This window comes from Microbacterium sp. EB106-03-03-XG65 (assembly GCF_058791955.1).
Map to the genome: position 1 here is coordinate 2,476,274 of NZ_JBYTEB010000001.1, position 18,216 is coordinate 2,494,489.

20 protein-coding genes are annotated in these 18,216 nt (G+C 67.6%); 7 read left to right on the plus strand and 13 right to left on the minus strand.

Annotated elements, in window-relative coordinates:
* Positions 1-128 precede the first annotated feature (128 nt).
* The 11 genes from fliG to AC3WS6_RS11700 form a co-directional block, all read right to left on the minus strand.
* Positions 129-1,214 (minus strand): flagellar motor switch protein FliG, encoded by a 1,086-nt coding sequence (gene fliG, locus AC3WS6_RS11650; protein WP_492501168.1) that lies wholly within the window; start codon positions 1,212-1,214, stop codon positions 129-131.
* Entirely contained in the window at positions 1,211-2,857 is a 1,647-nt protein-coding gene (gene fliF / locus AC3WS6_RS11655) for a flagellar basal-body MS-ring/collar protein FliF (RefSeq protein ID WP_492501169.1), read from the minus strand. Before fliF ends, fliG begins: the two co-directional genes overlap by 4 nt.
* Positions 2,858-2,860: 3 nt before the next feature.
* Positions 2,861-3,178 (minus strand): flagellar hook-basal body complex protein FliE, encoded by a 318-nt coding sequence (fliE, locus tag AC3WS6_RS11660; protein ID WP_492501170.1) that lies wholly within the window; start codon positions 3,176-3,178, stop codon positions 2,861-2,863.
* Entirely contained in the window at positions 3,178-3,570 is a 393-nt protein-coding gene (gene flgC / locus AC3WS6_RS11665; protein ID WP_492501171.1) for a flagellar basal body rod protein FlgC, read from the minus strand. Before flgC ends, fliE begins: the two co-directional genes overlap by 1 nt.
* Positions 3,567-3,914, minus strand: coding sequence for a flagellar basal body rod protein FlgB (gene flgB, locus AC3WS6_RS11670; protein ID WP_201469905.1), 348 nt, complete (start codon positions 3,912-3,914; stop codon positions 3,567-3,569). The genes flgC and flgB overlap by 4 nt, the downstream gene beginning before the upstream one ends.
* Before the next feature lie 108 nt (positions 3,915-4,022).
* Entirely contained in the window at positions 4,023-4,301 is a 279-nt protein-coding gene (locus AC3WS6_RS11675; RefSeq protein ID WP_492501172.1) for a hypothetical protein, read from the minus strand.
* Positions 4,302-4,307: 6 nt separating this feature from the next.
* Positions 4,308-4,721, minus strand: coding sequence for a flagellar export chaperone FliS (gene fliS, locus AC3WS6_RS11680; RefSeq protein ID WP_492501173.1), 414 nt, complete (start codon positions 4,719-4,721; stop codon positions 4,308-4,310).
* A 39-nt stretch (positions 4,722-4,760) separates the two neighbouring features.
* Positions 4,761-6,128, minus strand: a complete 1,368-nt coding sequence (fliD, locus tag AC3WS6_RS11685) for a flagellar filament capping protein FliD (protein ID WP_492501174.1) — start codon at positions 6,126-6,128, stop codon at positions 4,761-4,763.
* A 101-nt stretch (positions 6,129-6,229) separates the two neighbouring features.
* Positions 6,230-7,090, minus strand: coding sequence for a flagellin N-terminal helical domain-containing protein (locus AC3WS6_RS11690; protein WP_492501175.1), 861 nt, complete (start codon positions 7,088-7,090; stop codon positions 6,230-6,232).
* Between the two features lie 106 nt (positions 7,091-7,196).
* A complete protein-coding gene (locus AC3WS6_RS11695; protein ID WP_492501176.1) occupies positions 7,197-8,054 on the minus strand; it encodes a sigma-70 family RNA polymerase sigma factor in 858 nt (285 codons plus the stop codon).
* Between the two features lie 153 nt (positions 8,055-8,207).
* On the minus strand, positions 8,208-8,945 hold the full coding sequence (locus AC3WS6_RS11700; RefSeq protein WP_492501177.1) for an alpha/beta fold hydrolase: 738 nt from the start codon (positions 8,943-8,945) through the stop codon (positions 8,208-8,210).
* 159 nt (positions 8,946-9,104) lie between these two features.
* Here AC3WS6_RS11700 and AC3WS6_RS11705 point away from each other — a divergent pair, with 159 nt between their 5' ends.
* From AC3WS6_RS11705 to AC3WS6_RS11735, 7 genes are all read left to right on the plus strand, one after another.
* Positions 9,105-9,695 carry a sulfite oxidase-like oxidoreductase gene (locus tag AC3WS6_RS11705; RefSeq protein WP_492501178.1) on the plus strand — a complete coding sequence of 197 codons (591 nt, stop codon included), beginning with the start codon at positions 9,105-9,107 and terminating at the stop codon, positions 9,693-9,695.
* Positions 9,692-10,414 carry a ferredoxin reductase gene (locus tag AC3WS6_RS11710; protein WP_492501179.1) on the plus strand — a complete coding sequence of 241 codons (723 nt, stop codon included), beginning with the start codon at positions 9,692-9,694 and terminating at the stop codon, positions 10,412-10,414. Before AC3WS6_RS11705 ends, AC3WS6_RS11710 begins: the two co-directional genes overlap by 4 nt.
* The gene (locus tag AC3WS6_RS11715) at positions 10,414-10,701 is read left to right on the plus strand and encodes a DUF6510 family protein (RefSeq protein WP_492501180.1); all 288 of its coding nucleotides are present in this window, start codon (positions 10,414-10,416) and stop codon (positions 10,699-10,701) included. Before AC3WS6_RS11710 ends, AC3WS6_RS11715 begins: the two co-directional genes overlap by 1 nt.
* Before the next feature lie 125 nt (positions 10,702-10,826).
* Positions 10,827-11,765, plus strand: coding sequence for a carbohydrate ABC transporter permease (locus AC3WS6_RS11720; RefSeq protein WP_492501181.1), 939 nt, complete (start codon positions 10,827-10,829; stop codon positions 11,763-11,765).
* Complete coding sequence (locus AC3WS6_RS11725) at positions 11,765-12,724, plus strand: carbohydrate ABC transporter permease (RefSeq protein ID WP_492501182.1); 960 nt, start codon at positions 11,765-11,767, stop codon at positions 12,722-12,724. Before AC3WS6_RS11720 ends, AC3WS6_RS11725 begins: the two co-directional genes overlap by 1 nt.
* 49 nt (positions 12,725-12,773) lie before the next feature.
* A complete protein-coding gene (locus tag AC3WS6_RS11730; RefSeq protein ID WP_492501183.1) occupies positions 12,774-14,135 on the plus strand; it encodes an ABC transporter substrate-binding protein in 1,362 nt (453 codons plus the stop codon).
* A gap of 57 nt (positions 14,136-14,192) precedes the next feature.
* Positions 14,193-14,999: an SDR family oxidoreductase gene (locus AC3WS6_RS11735; protein ID WP_492501184.1), complete on the plus strand. Its 807-nt coding sequence runs from the start codon at positions 14,193-14,195 to the stop codon at positions 14,997-14,999.
* A gap of 11 nt (positions 15,000-15,010) precedes the next feature.
* Here the strand turns inward: AC3WS6_RS11735 and AC3WS6_RS11740 are convergent, their stop codons facing one another.
* Together AC3WS6_RS11740 and AC3WS6_RS11745 are read right to left on the minus strand one after the other, a co-directional pair.
* Positions 15,011-15,688, minus strand: a complete 678-nt coding sequence (locus AC3WS6_RS11740) for a DUF6766 family protein (protein ID WP_492501491.1) — start codon at positions 15,686-15,688, stop codon at positions 15,011-15,013.
* 145 nt (positions 15,689-15,833) lie between these two features.
* Entirely contained in the window at positions 15,834-18,212 is a 2,379-nt protein-coding gene (locus tag AC3WS6_RS11745; RefSeq protein WP_492501185.1) for a glycoside hydrolase family 65 protein, read from the minus strand.
* Between the last annotated feature and the right edge of the window lie 4 nt (positions 18,213-18,216).

An 18,216-nucleotide genomic window follows, 5' to 3' on the forward strand; every position in this document is an offset into this window, starting at 1 on the left:
GGGCACCCCGGGGGTAGAGGGTCTGGCCTGTCCGTGGCCCGAAGGACGAGCGATCCGTGCTCCCCCGGCACTATCGCGACATCGCGGCGATGGCGTAACCACCGTCGTGCCTTCCGCCGGCGACGGACTCACTCGACGAGCTCGTCCTCGTCCTCACGGGAGATGGTGATCTCCTCGGACGCCTCGAGTTCGCGGATGATCCTCACGATCTCGGCGCGGGCCTCGTCGACCTGCCGCATGCGCACCGGTCCGAGAACTCGCGTCTCCTCCGCCAGATTCTCCTGGTTGCGCTCGGTCATGTTGGTGCGCACCTTCTCGACGACCTGCTCGTCGGCACCCTTGAGCGCGAGAGCGAGCATGCGCAGGTCGATGCCGCGGAGCACGCGTTGAGCGTCGCGATCCTCGAGGCGCGCGAAGTCCGCGAACGTCACCATGCGGCTGCGGATGTCCTCCGCGAGCGCCAGATCGCGTCCTTCGAGCGACGCGAGCAGAGACTTCTCGAGAGCCGTGTCCGACCGGTTGATGATCTCGACGAGCGGCTGCACTCCCCCGATCGACTCGTGGTTGTCGCGCATCGCGAACACCCCGGTGCGCGAACGCAGCGAGTCGGCGACGATCGAGATCGCCTCCTGAGTGGCGGTGCCCATGGTCGCGATCGCCTGTGCGACGTCGGTGCGCAGCGGGTCCTGGAGTGCGGCGAGAACCGCCGCCGCACGATCTGCTCGCAGGTTCGCCAGCACGACGGCCACGGTCGTGGGCAGCTCTCCCTCGAGGATCGTCGCGAGCTGCGCGGGATCCGCCGCGTTCAGGAAGTCGAACGACACCGAGCCCTGCGACATCACGCGGCCCACCATGCCCACGGCCTTCTCGCGCCCGAACGCGGTCTCCAGCAGTCCGGTGGCCAGCTCCTGCCCGCCTTTCGACGGCACGGAGCCGCCCGTGGCGATGCGGCGGAACTCGCCCAGCGCGCGTGCGGTCGACGCGACATCCACGCCTCCGAGCTGCGTGAGCTCGGCGGCCAGCATCTCGGAGCGCTCCTCGCCCAGATGGCGAAGAACCTCGGCGCCTGCGGCACGGTCCATGTTCATGAGCACGATCGCCGCCTTGCGCAGCCCGCTCATCGGGTGCTCGGCCGACGCCGATGCGGTCACCACGGCCGTCGACACCTCGACCGTATCGGCCTGTGCGTCGAGCAGTTCGGTCAGAGCGCTCATACCCTCGCCTCGTCCATCAGACTCGCCAGGGCGACCGCGATCGCCTCGGGCTCCCGCTTCGCCAGATCGTCGATCTCACGGCGTCGGCGCTCGACGAGCATCTGGTCGGGCTCGCGCTCGTCGTCGAGATCGGGATCGACGCCGACGGACGGCAGGAGCGTGGTGGGCGCGGGCAGCGGAATCGCATCGCCATCCTTCAGCCCGCGGAGCGACTTCAGCTTCTGCTCCTCGCTCTCGGTCACGGTCGCGAAGTACTCGATCGGGCCGTCCTCGGTGTACATGACGCGGCGCTTGAGCTTGCGTCTCACGGCCAGGAAGACCACGAGGATGATCACGGCGAGAAGAATGGATCCGCCGATGATCGCCGCGCGCAGCAGCTCCTGCTGCATCTGAGCGGCCTGCTCGGCCTCCGCCGCCTGCAGAGCGGTCTGAGCCGCCGTCGCGCCCGTCTCGCTGAACTCGACGAACTCCACGGCGATCGCGTCGCCCCGCTCGAGGTCGATCCCGGCGGCCGAGGCCACCAGCGTCTCGACCTGCGCGGCGGTGACCCCGGTGACAGCACCGCGATTCAGCGCGATGCTCACGGTCTGGCGGGTCACCTCTCCGGCGGGTGTGACGGTCTTCTCGGTCGACTTGTTGACCGCGTTGTCGCGCGAGGTCTCCTCGAACTCGTACGCGCCGTCACCCGCGGCTCCGTTCGGAACGGCGATGTTGTCGGGGCCGAGCACTCCGGTGCCGCCGGCCTGTCCGCCCGTGTACGTCTCGGTCTTGGTCTGCTCCGAGGCACTGAGCGCGCCTTCCGGCGCGGAGTACGTCTCGTCCATGCGCTCGGACGTCGAGTTCGCGACGTCTGCCGAGACCGTCACCGTGGCGTTCCCGGGGCCGACGATGGTCTCGAGCATCGCGCTCACCGACGCCGCGACCTTCGCCTCGTGCTCGGTGGCCTGCTTCGACGAGGTGCCCGTGAGACCCGCACCGACAGCCGAGAGCACCGCGCCGTTCTGATCTGTGACCGCGACGTCTTCAGGGGTCATCCCCGGCACCGCCGCGCTCGTGAGGTGCACGATGGCCTCGATCTTCTCGTCGCTCAGCGTCGACCCGTTGCGCGTCTTCACGAACACGGATGCCGTGGGGCTCTGGCGCTCCGAGACGAACACGCTCTCTTCGGGGATGGCGAGCTGCACGGATGCCGCGCTGATGCCGTCCATCGACCCGATCGTGCTCGCGAGCTCCCCCTCGATGGCGCGCTTGTAGGTGACCGACTGCTGGAACTCGCTCGCGGTCACACCCATCTTGTCGAGCAGCGTGTAGCCCTCGCTCGAGTCTCCCGGCAGGCCGGCCGACGCTGCGGAGAGGCGCTGCGCGTACACCTGATCGTCGGGCACGAGGATCGTCGCACCGCCTTCGGCGAGCTCGTACGAGACGCCCGCGGTCTTGAGCTGGTCGACGACCGCCGACGCGTCGCCTGCGCTGAGACCGGTGAACAGCGGACTCATCTGCGGCCGCGCCAGCCACGAGCCGAGTGCGATCGCCCCCATGACCAGTAGCGCCACGCCGATGATCGCGATGGTCCGTTGGGCGAGGGTGAACCCTGAGACGACCTGCTTGGCGCGGTCGAAGTATCCCGTGAGCATCTTCGGCATCGCTTAGGCCTGCATCCTCATGATCTCGTTGAAAGCGGAGACGCTGCGGTCGCGCACCGCGACGACCAGATCGAGCGTGACCGAGGCGCGCGACGAGGCGATCATCGCCTGGTGGATGTCCTGCAGATCGCCCGTGACGGCCTGCACGGCGAGTTCGTTCGACGATGCCTGCAGCTGCTGCAGATTCTCCATCGCTCCGGTCATGGAGTTCGCGAAGGCTCCGCCGCCGGTCCCGGCAGTGGCGTCGGTGCCGCCCTCGAAACTGAGCGCCGAGAGCGGACTCACCCCCGCAGCCGAGATTCCCTCGATCGGGGTGCTCATCAGTTGCGTCCGATCTGCAGGGCTGCCTCATAGGTCGTCTTGGCGCGATCGACCACTGCAGCGTTCGCCTCATAGCCGCGCTGCGCGACGATCAGCATGCTCATCTGGTCGCCGAGTTCGACGTTCGGGTACTGCACGTACCCGTCGGCGTCGGCGTAGGGGTGCTCAGGGTCGTACACGCGCTTCGCCTCGGCCTCGGATTCGGCCACCCCCGTGACATAGACGCCGGGGCTCTCGGTGCCCGCCTGCACGGTGATGAGCTTCTCGCGGAACGCCTGTTCGCCCGCGGGCGTCGCGGTGTTCGCATTGGCGATGTTGTCGCTCAGCGCGTCGAGCCATTTGCGGTGCGCGGTGAGACCGGTGCCGGCGATGCCGAGGGCGTCGAACGTCATGCCGTCGCCTGACCGATCGCCTTGGAGATCGATGCCGCCTGACCGCCGATGGCCTGACTCGCGAACTGGAACCGCAGCACGGTGTCGATGTTCGACAGCGTCTCGGTGTCGAGGTTCACGTTGTTGCCGTTGATCCGCGTCGGCTCCAGCGAGCGTTCGACGGTCGGTGCGACAGCGCCCGAACCGGCCGACACGGCGGAGCGGAGCTCGTCTTCGAACTGCACGCGCTTGGCCTGGTAGCCGGGCGTGTTGACGTTGGCGATGTTCTCGGCGATCGAACGCTGGCGCAGCGCCAGACCGTCGAGCGCGCTGATCAGCGCGGAAGAGGTAACGGATTCGAGCACGGGGGCACTCCGGACGTTGGTGGAGAAGCCGATCCCTGGCCAGTCGTCGAGCTATCCGTGCTCAGGTGCGACTATCGCGACACACGACCTGGGCGTAACCCGGCCCGCTCAGCCTTCGACGTCGAGATACGCCGGCATGTCGGTGGGGCTCGTCGGAACGCGGCGCAGTGCGGCGATCTCGCGTGCCACGTTGGCGCGCGAGGCCATGAGCCCGCCGATCATCAGCTGCTGCCGCGCCAGCACCGCTTCGGCCCGCTCACGCAACTCCTCGGGAACCGCGCCGGACGGCCGCTCGACGTCTGCGGGCGCCATCTGATCGTCGGCGGCATCGAGGGCGCGCTCGAACTGGTCGAGCACCGCCAGCCAGGCTGCGAGGTTGTCGGGCACGAGGGATCAGGCCGTGGCCGAGGTGAGGGTCTGAGACGCATCGGCGGTCGCCGCTGCGGCCTGGTGCCAGGCCTCGCGCAGGGGGGCGACGATCTCGCGGCACTCGGCCGTGATCGCGCGATCGCGCTCGATGTTCGCGGCGATGAGGCGCCCCGTGAGATACGTGTACACGCCTCGCAGGTCATCCGCGCCGTCCCAGACATCGGTGAGCGAGCCGCTCAGCTCGGCGACGATCCACTGCGCGTGCGTCAGGTGCGTGCCCGCCGCGGCCCAGTCCCCGGCATCCTGCGAGACGCCGGCGCGGTCGACATCGACGAGGAGCCGGTCGTACAGGAGGACGAGCAGGCGTTCGGGCGATGCCGACGCGACCTGCTGCTCGAGATACTGCTGCTTGGCACGGTCGAGAGAGGTGATGGGCATGAGTGCGGACTCCAATGCGGATTCGTGTGTGCTGTCGGCTCAGGATGACGACGAGTTGGGCGTCATCGCGGCGAGCTGACCGGTGAGCCAGCTGGACTGGGACTGCAGCTTCGACAGCTGCACCTCGAGTTGGGCGTAGGTGCGCTCGAGTGTGGCCCGACGCTGTTCGAGTCTGATGTCCCACCGCTCGACCTGCGTCTTGAGCGTCTTGACCTCGGTCTCCTGGCCGGTGATGCGCGCGGTGAGCAGACCGTCGTACTTGTCGGAGTATTGGGTCGTCACCCCTTCGAGCCTGCTGGCGACGGACGAGAACAGCTCCTGCGTCGCCTCGGGGTCATCGGCGACCGCCGCCGCGAATTTCTCGGCGTCGAACGAGAGCACGCCCTTCTCGTTGATCGTGATGCCGATCGTCGAGGGCGAGATGCCGTTGATCGGATGCTGCACCGCGTTGGCCAGTGCCCCCCGCAGGTTGCGCACGGTGCTGTCTCCCGTGAACACCCCCAGCGTCGTCGATTCTCCGACTCCCCCGACCGTCGCCTTCGACCCGTTGTCGATCCGTGTCAGCAGCGCCTCGATCTCCTTGACGAACGACTCGGCTGTGGTCGTCTGCTTCTTCTGATCGCGGGCGACGATGATCGTGACCGGATCGGTGCTGGGCTTCGTGATCGTGACGTCGATGCCCTCGCCCACGCTGATCGTGTTGCTGGCGCTGGTGAGAGTCTGCTCGGCCGCCGTGCCGGCGAAGAGACGCACCCTCGCGTCGGCGCCCTGTGTGATCATCGCGGCGCCGGGTTCGGCCCCGAGGTCGCTCGCCGTTCCCGCGGCGAGTTCCGCGGCGCTGCCGCGGTGGATCGTGAACTCGCCCGCGGCGCCGGTCTCGATCGATGTCAGCTGGATGCGCGAGAGCGGCTTGCCGTCGGCATCGGTTCCGGCGGGGACCACCGTCGCGGTGACGCCTGTCTTGGCGTTGTTGATGGCCTTCGCGAGATCCTGCGGGCCCGTTCCGGTCGGCGTGATCTCGACGGGCTCGCCGTCGGTCCCCACCACGGTGAAGGTGCCGCCCCACGCCGACGCGCCTCCGGCGGCGGTGACGACGGAGTGCGAAGTGGCGACCGCGTCGACGACGACGTCCGTCGAAAACGCCGTGGCGGTGGCGCCGGCGGAGACCTTGATGGTCTCGGACGACGACGTCGCGGTGAACGAGGCCAGCGACGTTGCCCCTGCCGCGGTCTTGGCCTTGGCGACCAGACCCTGCAGCGTCGTGTTGAGCGATTGCAGATTCGTGATGATCGCGTTGCGATCAGCGATCTTGTTGGTGATCAGCGTCTTGGGGATCGCCGACACGTCCATCAGCGCTTTGATGAGCTCTTCGGTCTTGAGCCCTGATACGAGTCCGTCGAGTTTCATCCCGGTCGTCTTCCGTGCGATGCGGTCACGATGTCCTGGAGGAAGGCGCCCGAACGGAGGTGACTCCGCCCGGGCGCCCTCTGCGCCTCAGGCGCAGCGGCTCAACGGAGCAGCTGCAGGACGCCCTGGCCCGACTGGTTCGCCTGCGCGAGCATGGCGGTACCGGCCTGCTGCAGGATGTTCGAGGCGGTGTACTTGACCATCTCGGCAGCCATGTCGGTGTCGGCGATGCGGCTCTTCGCAGCGGCCAGGTTCTCGGCCGAGACCTGCAGCGAGTTGATCGTCGACTCGAAGCGGTTCTGCACTGCACCGAGGTCGGCGCGAGCCGACGAGACGCTCTTGATGGCCGTGTCGACCGTGGTGATGGTCGCGGCGGCGGCCGTCGGGTTGGCGAAGCCGTCGGTCGTCACGATGTCGGTGCGCAGCTGCGTCGTGAGTGCCTTGATGTTCGCGCTCGTCAGGTCGACGGTGATCTGGCTGGATGCAGAACCGTCGGCTCCCACCTGGAAGCTGAGCGTGCCGTTGCCCGCGGCTCCGGCGGTGCCGTCGAGCAGCTGGATGCCGTTGAAGTTGGCGCTGTCGGCGATGCGGTCGAGCTCGTCGACCAGCTGCGTCACCTCGGTGGTGATCGCGGTGCGCGAGTCGGCGTTGTTCGAGTCGTTGCCGGCCTGCACCGCGAGGTCACGCACGCGCTGAAGGATCGAGTGCACCTCGGTGAGCGCGCCTTCTGCGGTCTGGATGACCGAGATGCCGTCCTGCGCGTTGCGGGCTGCGACGTTCAGGCCGTTGACCTGCGAACGCAGACCCTCGGAGATGGCGAGACCGGCGGCGTCATCGGCTGCGCGGTTGATGCGCAGACCGCTCGAGAGCTTCTCGAGCGACTTCGAGACGTCGTTCTGGTTGACGGACAGGTTGCGGTACGCGTTGAGTGCACCGACGTTGGTTGCGATCTGAAGACCCATGAGAATTCCTCCGTGGTTATGGGGTTGGACTCGGGCCCATCCGTGGGCCCTTACTCCCCACATTCGCGACGTGCGGAACGCCCGTAACCGCCGCGAGGGGGAATTCTCAGACCGCCGCGAGCAGCCGCTCCGACGCGGGCGTCACGACCGGAGCCGGCATGCCGAAGAGCGCCTCGAAGAACTCCGACTTCGCCTTGGTGGACCGGTCGCCGCCCGTGCCGTCCTCCCAGGCCTGCATCGCCTCGCGCATCAACGCGAGAGCCTTCGATCGCAGCTTCGAGACGTAGGCGTGACTGACCGCGAGTTCTTCCGCGATGTCCTTGACCATGCGGTCTTCGAGGTAGATGCCGCGGACCACGTTCCGCATCGCCTCCGGCAGCGCCTCGATGACCTGCGCGAGCATCGTGCGCAGTTCGGACTGTTCGACCGCGTGCTCGGGCAGGATCACACTGTCGGTGAGATCAGCCGCCTGACGCCCGGTCTCCACATCGAAGTGCTCTTCGAAGCTGGTGGCGGTGCGCACCATCTCATCGAGCTTCTGCATCTCGACCACTGCCGCGATGTCGAGGCCCGACTCCTTCGCCAGCTCCGCTGTCGTGGCCGGGCGACCGGTGCGCGCCGACACCGTCTCGCCTGCCAGACGCACCCGCTCGATCTTGTCGCGACTGCGCTCTCCGGCGGGGTCGGCCCGGCGCATCTCCGAGAGCATCGCCCAGTTGATCTGCCCGCTCGCGAACGCACCGAAGGGGATCCCGCGCGAGGGGTCGTACGACAGGGCGGCCCGTGCGAGTCCCAGCCGCGCCGCCGAGAGCAGGTCGTCGAGATCGACGTGCGTCGCGGATCTCGCCTTCTCGACCGCCAGGAAGGTGGCGAGCGGCATGTTGTCGCGAGCGAGCTTCTCGGGCGTCCACAGGGAATCGGCGCCGGTGCTGTTATCAGCGGAAACAGCAGAATTACTCAGCAATGCGACTCCGTAGCTAGATCACCCTATTTACGAGGAAACTAGCACATACATCACGTTTATGAGCAAAAAATGAGACTTTGCTGATGCTCAGCTGAGTGCGGAACCGCGGGCGGGTCTGTGCTCACGCCGGCTGCGCTGCACCGCGGCGACCGCTCACGGCTCGATCCGATCGGCCCACTCCCGCACGACGGTCGCCACCGCATCCGGCGCCGTCCTCTGCACGACATGGTGGCGCCCGGGGATCGACACGACCCCGACGTCGCCGGCGCGCGCCGCGAGGCGAGCGCACCACGACGCGCCGGCAACGGGATCCTTCGCTCCGCGCACGACGAGCAGAGGCACCGAGAGAGACCGAACCCGCTCCTCGATCCGGTAGCTCAGCATGTGCGCGGCCTGCCGGAGATACCAGCGCGGGCCGCATCGCAGGTAGTCGCTGAAGACGATGAGGTTCGTCGCCGGAGTCTCGCCCAGGGTGTCGCGAGCGAGCGCCAGGGCCTGCGCGCCGAGCGTGCGACGGGCATCGTCGACGACGGGCCCGATCGCGACCACTCCGGTGACCCGCGCAGGATGACGAGCCGCGGTCTCGACGGCCCACTGCGCGCCCATCGAATGGCCGACGAGCAGCACAGGGCCGTCGCTGATCGCGGACAGGACCTCTGCGATCGCGTCAGCCATGTCCTCGATCGTCACGTTTCGAGACGGCTTGGCGAGCCCACCGAAACCGGGCAGGTCGAGTGACACGACGCGCGCAGAACGAGCCAGCGCACGGTGCAGTCGCACGAGATAGCGGTGCGACATCCCGATGCCGTGGATCAGCACGATCGTGCCGGCCGCGTGCTCCGCGCCGGTATCGATCATGCCGAACTGCAGGCCACGCACGGTCAGCGTCATGTCGACCATCCTCTCGTGCGTCATTCATCGCCGACCCGTGCGACACCGCGTGGGCCGGTCCTAGAATCGGTGCGAGAGCCAGCCGAATTCGACACGTGCAGGACGCCTCTGCGCGATCGATCGGGTGAAATGGACTCGACCCCAGGAAAGAAGGCGATCATGGCTGTGATCTCCCGCGGCTTCGGTGCACGGCGGCGCGAATCGAATGACCGCCTCCCCCCGGGGCAGTACCTCACCGAGGACTTCCCCGTGCTGTCGGCGGGGCCGACGCCTCGTGTCGAGACCGGCACGTGGGAGTTCGCGGTCGTCGGGCTCGACGGCATCCGCCGCACCTGGTCATGGGATGAGCTGCAGGCGCTGCCGATCGACACGATCACCTCCGACATCCACTGCGTCACGCGGTGGTCGAAGCTCGGCACCGAGTGGCGCGGAGTCTCGCTCGATCACCTGCTGCAGGACGCCGGAGACGGCGACTTCACGCGAGTCTTCTCGTACGGCGGGTACACGACGAATGTTCCCCGCGCCGACCTGACGGGAGGCAAGGCGTGGATCGCGTTCGAGTTCGAGGGTGAGCCCCTCGCACCCGAGCACGGCGGGCCCGCGCGCCTCCTCGTCCCCCACCTCTACTTCTGGAAGTCCGCGAAGTGGGTGCACGGTCTGGATCTGCTCGAGAACGACGAGCCCGGGTTCTGGGAGCAGAACGGCTACAACATGTACGGCGACCCCTGGAAAGAAGAGCGTTACTGGTGACCTCGTCACCGTGGCACCGAGCCAGAGTCGACGCGGTCCGGCGGGCCACGGCTCACGGCCGCGTGCTGTCCCTGCGCGTCGAAGGCTGGCCGGGGAACCTGGCCGGCCAGCACGTCGATGTGCGTCTGACCGCGGAAGACGGCTATCAGGCGGTCCGGTCGTATTCGCTCGCATCTTCCGGTGATGGCGACGTGCTGGAGCTCGCCGTCGACGAGGTTCCGGACGGCGAGGTCTCTCCCTACCTCGTCGAGGACGTGCGTCCCGGCGACGAGCTGGAGGTACGCGGTCCGATCGGCGCGTACTTCGTGTGGACCCCCGAGCAGACCGAACCCGTTCAGCTCATCGCGGGCGGATCGGGGATCGTCCCGTTCCTGGCGATGGCTCGGGATCATGCGCGCGCGGCCAGCTCTGCGCCGATGCGGCTGCTGTACGCGGTGCGCTCGACCGATGACGCCTTCTACGCCGACGAGCTCGACGGCATCACCGATCACGCGTTCACGATCGACTGGGCGTACAGCCGCTCGGCACCCGCAGGCTCCGCGCGACCGGCCGGAAGGGTGGATGCGGCGACGATCGCCGCGTCCGTCATCCCTGCCGCGGAGCGCCCTTCGGTCTACGTCTGCGGGCCGACGGGTTTCGTCGAAGCCGTCGCAGATCTGCTCGTCGCGGCCGGGCACTCCCCCGACCGCATCCGCACCGAGCGCTTCGGAGGTGCCTGATGAACGCCGCCCACCCCGGTCATCACCCGCGACTCGACGGCAACGCGGCCGGCGGGATGCTGCTCGAGCTGTTCGGCAGGGACATGACCGCCGCACGCGGAGTCTGCGCGCACTGCGATCGCGAGTCGGAGCTCGGCGATGCCGTCGCCGAGCTGGATCCGGCCGGAGTGATCCTGCTCTGCCGCGGATGCGGTCATACGCTGCTGACCTGCCTGCGGCTCGACCGGCGATACACGCTCGTCTTCGGCGCTCTCACCCGACTGCGATGGCCGCCTGACCCGGCCTGACTGCGCGCTGCTGAGGCCGCCAGCGGGTGGCGCCGGAGACGCGCATGATGCCCGAGAATTGCACAACAACGCCTCGGTGACAAGCCCCGGGCTGGTTTCCTCCCGCGCGTCTAGCTTCTCCTCCCATGAAGACCGCATCACGGCAGGGACGCCAGCGACGTCAGCGCGATCCGTACAACCGGCGTGAGGTCCTGGCCGGATACCTGTTCATCGCACCGTGGCTCCTCGGATTCCTGATCTTCACGGCGGGAGCGATGGCGTACAGCCTCTTCATCTCGTTCAGCAACTACAACCTCGCCACCAACTCGGCGCGTCCGATCGGCATCGCCAACTACGCCGAGCTCTTCGACGATCCTCGCGTGGGGCTCTCGCTCGCCAACACCCTGTTCTACGTCGTCATGGCGGTGCCGCTCGAGATCATCTTCGCCCTCGCCCTGGCACTCCTGCTGAACCGGGTGGGTCGTGGCGCCGGCTTCTTCCGGGTGCTCTACTACCTGCCCAAGATGACCCCGGCTGTCGCCACCGCCGCCGTCTTCTTCCTGCTGCTCAACGGCAACTCGGGGGCGATCAACCAATTCCTGCGTCTGTTCGGCGTCTCGGGGCCGCAATGGCTGGTCGACCCGGCATGGGTCAAACCGAGCATCGTCATCATGACGCTCTGGACGGTCGCCGGCACCATGGTGATCTTCCTCGCGGCGCTCAAGAACGTGCCGGTCGAGCTCTACGAGGTGGCGTCGCTCGACGGCGCGGGACCGATCCGCAGGTTCTTCTCGATCACGCTGCCGATGATCTCGGGCGCGATGTTCTTCAACGTCATCGTGCTCTCGATCGCTGCCTTCCAGATCTTCGATCAGGCGTATCTGCTCTTCTGGCGTGATCAGAGCAACGCCTCTCCCGAGGCATCGCTCTTCTACGCCATCTACCTGTTCCAGCAGGCGTTCCGCCAGTTCGACTTCGGCTTCGCCGCCGCCATGGCCTGGCTGCTGTTCGTGATCATCATGCTGATCACACTCGTGCAGGTGAAGGTCGGCAATCGCTTCGTCTACTACGAGGGAGACCGCTGATGTCGACGACGATCCGACCTGTCCCGCTCCCCCCGCCTCCGGGAGACGAACCCCGGACCGACACGGTCTCGGTCACGACCCCGGGGCAGCCGCGCAGACGTCGACGCCTCGCTCGACCGAAGAGCCTGGTCGCACGCATCCTGCTCACGATCGTTCTGATCGGCTTCGGCCTGCTGTTCCTCTACCCCTTCATCTGGTTGATCGCCGCGAGCCTGAAGCCCCGGGGAGAGGTGTTCGACAACAGTCTCTTCCCGCGCACGTTCGTTCCCGAGAACTACATCGAGGTGTGGAATCAGCTGCCATTGCTGAGCTGGGTGTGGAACAGCGTCGCCATCGCCCTGCTCGCTGCGGGTACCGTCGCCATCTCGAGCTCGATCGTGGCCTTCGGGTTCGCCTACTTCCGATTCCCGGGCCGCAAGCTGCTGTTCGGACTGGTGCTGGCGACGATGATGCTGCCGGGAGCGGTGACGATGATCCCGGTCTATCTCATCTGGAAGCAGACCGGCATGCTCGGCACCTGGGTTCCGCTGTGGGGCATGAACCTGTTCGGCTCCGCCTTCTACATCTTCCTGCAGCGCCAGTTCTTCCTCGGACTTCCCCGAGAGCTGTTCGAGGCCGCGCGACTCGACGGAGCGAGCGCCTGGGGCCTGTTCTGGCGCATCGCGATGCCGCTCTCGATCCCGTCGTTCGTGATCGTGTTCCTCTTCGAGTTCCAGGCCAGCTGGAACAACCTGCAGGCTTCGCTGATCTACCTCAACGCCGGGTCCGTCGACGAGTTCACCGCGCCTCTCGGCATCGCCTACGCGATGACGAAGTACAGCCCGACGGCCGGTGGTCACGGCGACTACCAGTACGTGATGGTGGCATCGCTCATCGTGACCCTGCCGATGCTGCTGCTCTTCGCCTTCGGCCAGCGGTATTTCATCGAGGGCGTCGCGACGCAGGGGCGCAAGGGCTGATCCCTATCCCGCAGGGCGGGTATCCGCCCCCACATGAATGGAGAACGACATGAAGACACGAATCCTTGGAGCCGCCGCAGCCGTGACGGCATCCGCTCTGCTGCTCAGCGGGTGCGGCGGGGGAAGCGGCGAGAGCGCCGCAGAGTCGGTCGACTTCGGCGCGGACGCCACCGGAACCCTGAAGGCCTGGGGTTTCGAGAACGCCGATGATGTCGGCACCTCGCGCATGGACTATGCCGCCGAGCAGCTCTCGGACGTCGAGGTCGACCTCGACGCCACGGCGTTCGACGCGCAGAAGTTCACCACCCGCATCGCGAGCGGCGATGTGCCCGATGTCGTGCAGATGGACCGACGCTACGTCACGACGTATGCGGCACAGGACCTGATCATGCCGTTGGACGCCTGCTTCGAGGCGCACGACGTCTCGCCGCGCGATCACTGGTATCCCTTCGTCGTCGACGATGTGACGTACGAGGACGGCGTGTGGGCCGTGCCGCAGTTCTACCAGCCGCCGGCGATCCTGCTGAACAAGGCGGTGCTCGCCGAGGCCGGTGTCTCGGCCGAGGAGTTCGACACGTCGAAGCCGGATGCCCTGATGGGAGCGATCGAGAAGATCTACCAGGAGTCGGGAGGAGTGCCGACCCGCCTCGGCTTCGACCCCGTCGCGACCGGGCAGGGCGGCCTCTGGGTGCTCGCGATGGGCGGCCAGCTGAACGACGAGGACGGCACCCCCACGCTCGACGATCCGAGCAACGTCGCGGGCCTCGAGATGCTGAAGCAGATCACCGACGCGCAGGGCGGATTCGCCGCCGTGAAGAGCTTCACCGACTTGTTCGACGCTTTCGGCGACAACAACCAGTACGTGGCCGGCCAGGTCGGCGGCCAGGTCAACGCCCAGTGGTACCCGAACGTGCTCTCCCCCTATGTCGATCAGCTCGACCTCGAGGCAGTGCCCTTCCGCTCTTCCGACGGAGAACCCTTCTCGGTCGCGTCCGGCACGGCGTTCGTGATCCCGGTCGGGGCGAAGAATCCTGCTGCCGCCTGCGCCTGGATGCTCGAGCTCACGTCGGATGAGGCCTGGAACGCCGCCGGCGAGGCGCGCGCCGAAGTCCGCGAACAGGACGGCGGCATCAACACCGGTCTCTTCACCGGGTCGCCCTCCGCCGACCAGGCGATCCGAGACAAGTGGGTCACCGAGAGCGGCAACGCCGGGTTCGATCAGGTGATCGCGACGTACTACGACGTCGTCGACTACGGAGAGTCCTTCGGCTCCTCCCCCGCGGGGCAGGAGATCCAGAACGAGCTGAACAACGCCATCACCGCTGCGCTGCTCGGCGACAAGTCGATCGAGGACGCTCTGGCCGACGCACAGGCTGCGGCGATGCGCGCCTACGAGAAGACCGCGGGCTGATGCGTCGAAGCCGCGAGGAACCGACGCCCCGACGAACCGACGATGAGGAGATCCGACATGACTGACCACGCACACGCACCCCGCAGGGCGATCGTGACGGCTGGCGACTCCGGCATCGGCCGTGCGACGGCGGTGGCGCTCGCCACCGCCGGCATGGACGTGGCGATCACGTGGCTCTCCGATCAGGCCGGTGCCGAGCAGACCGCCGAAGAGGTGCGCACCCACGGCGCGCGGGCGATCACGGCGCAGCTCGACGTCGCCGACATCCCGGCGTGCGGCGACGTGATCGACCGGCTCATCGCTGAACTCGGCGGCCTCGACGTCTTCGTGAACAACGCCGGTACCGGCGCCTCGACACCGTTCCTCGAGCTGTCGCTCGACGAGTGGCGGCGGGTCGTCGACACCGACCTGACGGGCGCCTTCGTGTGTCTGCAGCGCGCTGCCCGCGCGATGGTCGCGGCGGGCGCCGGAGGACGCCTGATCGCGGTGACGAGCGTGCACGCCCATCAGCCGATGGTCGGCTCCAGTGCGTACGACGCCGCGAAGCACGGACTGAGCGGGCTGATGAAGAACCTCGCACTCGAACTGGGATCGGCGGGCATCAGCGCGGTGAGCGTCGCGCCGGGCGAGATCGCGACTCCCATGACCGGGCAGACCGATGTCGACCCGCACACGCAGGACCGCCCGGGGATACCGCTCGGTCGGCCGGGCGATGCGCGCGAGGTCGCGGCGCTGATCGCGTTCCTCGCGTCGCCGCCTGCCGCCTACATCTCGGGAGCGTCAGTGGTGATCGACGGCGGCATGCTCCAGATGGGACCGCAGGCCGGCGCGAGCATCGAATCGCACAGCTGGCGCGACGGCTGACCGCAGCCTCGTCAGTCGGATTCGACGCTGCTGACGTGGTGCGGCACGCCGACCGGCTTCGACTCGCTCGAACCGCGCTGACGCAGATAGATCGAGAAGGCGACCATGGCCCCGACCGCGAGGAACTCGGACTGCCAGTTCTGCAGCGTGCGGTTCCAGAACTCCGCCGAAGCGACGTAGTCGATCCAGGTCTCGGGCGGCAGGCCGTGCTGTGCGTTCTGCTCGTTGGCGACCAGGTGCCCCGCGAGCGACTGCGCGAGCCACGAGAGCAGGAAGACCGTGCCCATCGCGACGAGCAGTGAGTTGGCAAAGATCCAGCCGCGCACACCCCGCACCTTCGCCCACTTCGGCGAGTCGGGGTGCGCGTGTTCGCCGACGAGCTGATCGGCGTCAGAGCCGACGCCTTCATCTCCGGGTTTCTTCGACTCGGGAGATCCCCGCTGGATGAACCAGACGGTCGCGAGGATGAAGAGGAAGAACTGCAGGAACTCCGACTGCCAGTTCTCCGCCACGTCCACCAGGAAGTCCGAAGAAGTGACGAACTCCAGATACGGGAGCGGCGGTCGACCATGCTGAGCGAGCTCTTCGTTGTTGTACGCGTGACCGGCGATCGACTGCCCGACAAGGCTCAGGATGAAGATCGCCAGGAAGACGAGGGTGAGTCCCCCGTCTCGGACGAAGCGACGCATGGTCGTCACCGCCCGAGCAGAGGCAAGGTGATCATGATCGCGAGCCCGATCACGATGATGAGCGTCCAAGACCAGAACGCCATTCGCATCGAAGCGCGACCGACGGTTCGATCCGACATCATTGTCTCCTCTCTCTGCGCCCGGGTCAGGCGCCGAATGCGTCGAGCGCGGGGCGCGGCGCTCGCCCCCGTGGCTGCCGGGGCTCGGTGCCCGGCGGATTGAACGGAGGGATCGTCGCCGTCACCGGGTGTCCTGCGTCGAGGGTGAGCTGCTCGTCGTAATGGGTGATCGTGAGCGGCTCCCCCGACGCGAGCCGGTAGGTCGCTTCACCCTGACGGACATCGACGCGCAGGATGCAGCCGTGGACGCGCACGCCGAACTCGAGCCTGTCGATCTGCCGCGGAAGACGCGGACGGAACCGCATGCCGTGGTCGCTGTCGCGCATGCCCCCGAAGCCCGAGGTGACGGCGGTCCAGACCCCTGCGAGTGCGGCGATGTGAAGACCCTCGCCGGCGTTGCCGTGCAGGTCGTCGAGATCGAGAGTGGCCACCTCGGCGAGGTAGTCCAGCGCCAGATCGAGATGGCCGACCTCGGCCGCCACCACCGCCTGAGCGGCCGCCGACAGCGAGGAATCCCGCACGGTGATGGCCTCGTAGTAGTCGAACGCCCGCGCTTTCTGCTCGGCAGTGAACGCCTCATGCGCGAAGAAGAGCGCGAGCACGAGATCGGCCTGTTTCACGACCTGCTTGCGATACAGATCGAAGTACGGAAAGTGGTCGTGCAGCAGGTACTGATCAGGCGACGTCGACTCGAAGTCCCATCGCTCGAGGTCGGTGTACCCGGCGGATTGCGGGTGCACGCCCCGCTCGACATCGAACGGCACGGTCATCGACGCCGCTGCGAGTTCCCACCGCGCGATCTCGTCGTCGACGATCCCGAGGCCCGAGGCGACGTCCGGATGCCGTCGCGCCGCAGCCGCCGCGCCGCGAAGGTTCCTCTGCGCCGCCAGGTTCGTGAAGACGTTGTCGTTCGTGATCGCCGAATACTCGTCGGGGCCTGTCACGCCGTCGATGTGGAAGCCGCCCTGTGCGTCCCACCGACCGAGCGAGAGCCACAGACGCGCGGTCTCGATGACGATCTCGAGCCCCGCCTCCCGTTCGAAGGCGACATCGCCCGTGGCGCGGACATAGTGCAGAACCGCTCCGGCCACATCGGCATTGATGTGGAACGCCGCCGTGCTCGCGGGCCAGTAGCCCGACGACTCCCTGCCGTCGATCGTCCGCCAGGGCAGAGCGGCGCCCTGCAGATGCAGCTGCGCCGCTCTGTCGCGCGCACGATCGAGCACGGAGTGCCGCCACCGCAGAGCCTGCTCCGCCGCGTGCGGCAGCGTCGAGGTGAGTACCGGGAGCACGAAGGCCTCGAAGTCCCAGAAGGTGTGCCCCTCGTATCCGGAGCCGGTCAGTCCCTTCCCCGGAACGGATCGCAGCTCCATGCGCACGGAGGCCTGGAAGACCTGGAAGAGCGCGAACCGCACCGCCTGCTGCAGTCGGCGTGGGCCGTCGACGCGCACATCGGCGCACTCCCAGAAATCGTCGAGTCGAACCCGCTGATCGTCGATCACGGTCTCCCATCCGGCACGCATCGCGTCGCCGACCGCCGCCTCGGCCCGATCCCGCAGCGCGGCCGTCGAGAGGTCGCCGGAGAACTCGTGACCGACCATCTTGACGATCTCGAGTGTCTCCCCCGCGGCCAGCCGCGCGCGCACCGTGGTGCGTGCGCGATCTCCCGCCGGGTCCACGTCGGTGTCGACGCTCGGCTGCTGCTGTGACGGTCCGCTCACCCGATGGTCCATCGACACCGCTGTCGTGAGTCCGCTCTTCCTCGTGCGGTGCACGAGGGTCGCGGCGCCCCTGCGGCCTGCGGACGCCACCGCCTCCAACGGCTCGCTCAGCAGCTCCTGCACGCGAGGGTCGTCGTGAGTGATCGGCAGCGGTTCGTTCGCGAGCAGCTCCGATACGACGGTCACCTCGGCCGACGCGTCGAGTGCCTGCACCCGATAGCGCACCGCCGCCACGGCGCGGTGTGTGAACGAGACGATCCTCGTCGATCGGATGCGGATGCGCTGGCCGGTCGGACTCGTCCAGTCGACCTCGCGCTCGAGCGTTCCCGCCCGGAGGTCGAGGCGCCGCCGGTGCGACTCGAGCGTGCCGCGGCGCACGTCGAAGGGCTCGTCTCCGACGATCAGCCGGATGAGCTGGCCGTTCGCGGCGTTGATGACGCTCTGCCCGCATTCGGGGTATCCGTACCCCTCCTCCGCGTACGGCATCGGGTGCTCTTCGAACAGACCGTTGAGATAGCTGCCCGCGAGCCCGCGGGGATCCCCCTCGTCGAGGTTGCCGCGCCAGCCCACGTGGCCGTTCGAGAGTCCGAAGACCGACTCTTCATGAGCGAGATCGTCGAGGTCGATGCCGTCTGCGACGACGCTCCACTCGTCGACCTCGAACCGCGGTCGCCTCCCGTGCATGCAC

Coding starts and splice junctions, on each gene's coding strand:
- fliG (WP_492501168.1), bottom strand. CDS start 1,214: ATGAGCGCTCTGACCGAACTGCTCGACGCACAGGCCGATACGGTCGAG.
- fliF (WP_492501169.1), bottom strand. CDS start 2,857: ATGCCGAAGATGCTCACGGGATACTTCGACCGCGCCAAGCAGGTCGTC.
- fliE (WP_492501170.1), bottom strand. CDS start 3,178: ATGAGCACCCCGATCGAGGGAATCTCGGCTGCGGGGGTGAGTCCGCTC.
- flgC (WP_492501171.1), bottom strand. CDS start 3,570: ATGACGTTCGACGCCCTCGGCATCGCCGGCACCGGTCTCACCGCGCAC.
- fliS (WP_492501173.1), bottom strand. CDS start 4,721: ATGCCCATCACCTCTCTCGACCGTGCCAAGCAGCAGTATCTCGAGCAG.
- fliD (WP_492501174.1), bottom strand. CDS start 6,128: ATGAAACTCGACGGACTCGTATCAGGGCTCAAGACCGAAGAGCTCATC.
- AC3WS6_RS11690 (WP_492501175.1), bottom strand. CDS start 7,090: ATGGGTCTTCAGATCGCAACCAACGTCGGTGCACTCAACGCGTACCGC.
- AC3WS6_RS11700 (WP_492501177.1), bottom strand. CDS start 8,945: ATGACGCTGACCGTGCGTGGCCTGCAGTTCGGCATGATCGATACCGGC.
- AC3WS6_RS11705 (WP_492501178.1), top strand. CDS start 9,105: ATGGCTGTGATCTCCCGCGGCTTCGGTGCACGGCGGCGCGAATCGAAT.
- AC3WS6_RS11715 (WP_492501180.1), top strand. CDS start 10,414: ATGAACGCCGCCCACCCCGGTCATCACCCGCGACTCGACGGCAACGCG.
- AC3WS6_RS11720 (WP_492501181.1), top strand. CDS start 10,827: ATGAAGACCGCATCACGGCAGGGACGCCAGCGACGTCAGCGCGATCCG.
- AC3WS6_RS11725 (WP_492501182.1), top strand. CDS start 11,765: ATGTCGACGACGATCCGACCTGTCCCGCTCCCCCCGCCTCCGGGAGAC.
- AC3WS6_RS11730 (WP_492501183.1), top strand. CDS start 12,774: ATGAAGACACGAATCCTTGGAGCCGCCGCAGCCGTGACGGCATCCGCT.
- AC3WS6_RS11735 (WP_492501184.1), top strand. CDS start 14,193: ATGACTGACCACGCACACGCACCCCGCAGGGCGATCGTGACGGCTGGC.
- AC3WS6_RS11740 (WP_492501491.1), bottom strand. CDS start 15,688: ATGCGTCGCTTCGTCCGAGACGGGGGACTCACCCTCGTCTTCCTGGCG.
- AC3WS6_RS11745 (WP_492501185.1), bottom strand. CDS start 18,212: ATGCACGGGAGGCGACCGCGGTTCGAGGTCGACGAGTGGAGCGTCGTC.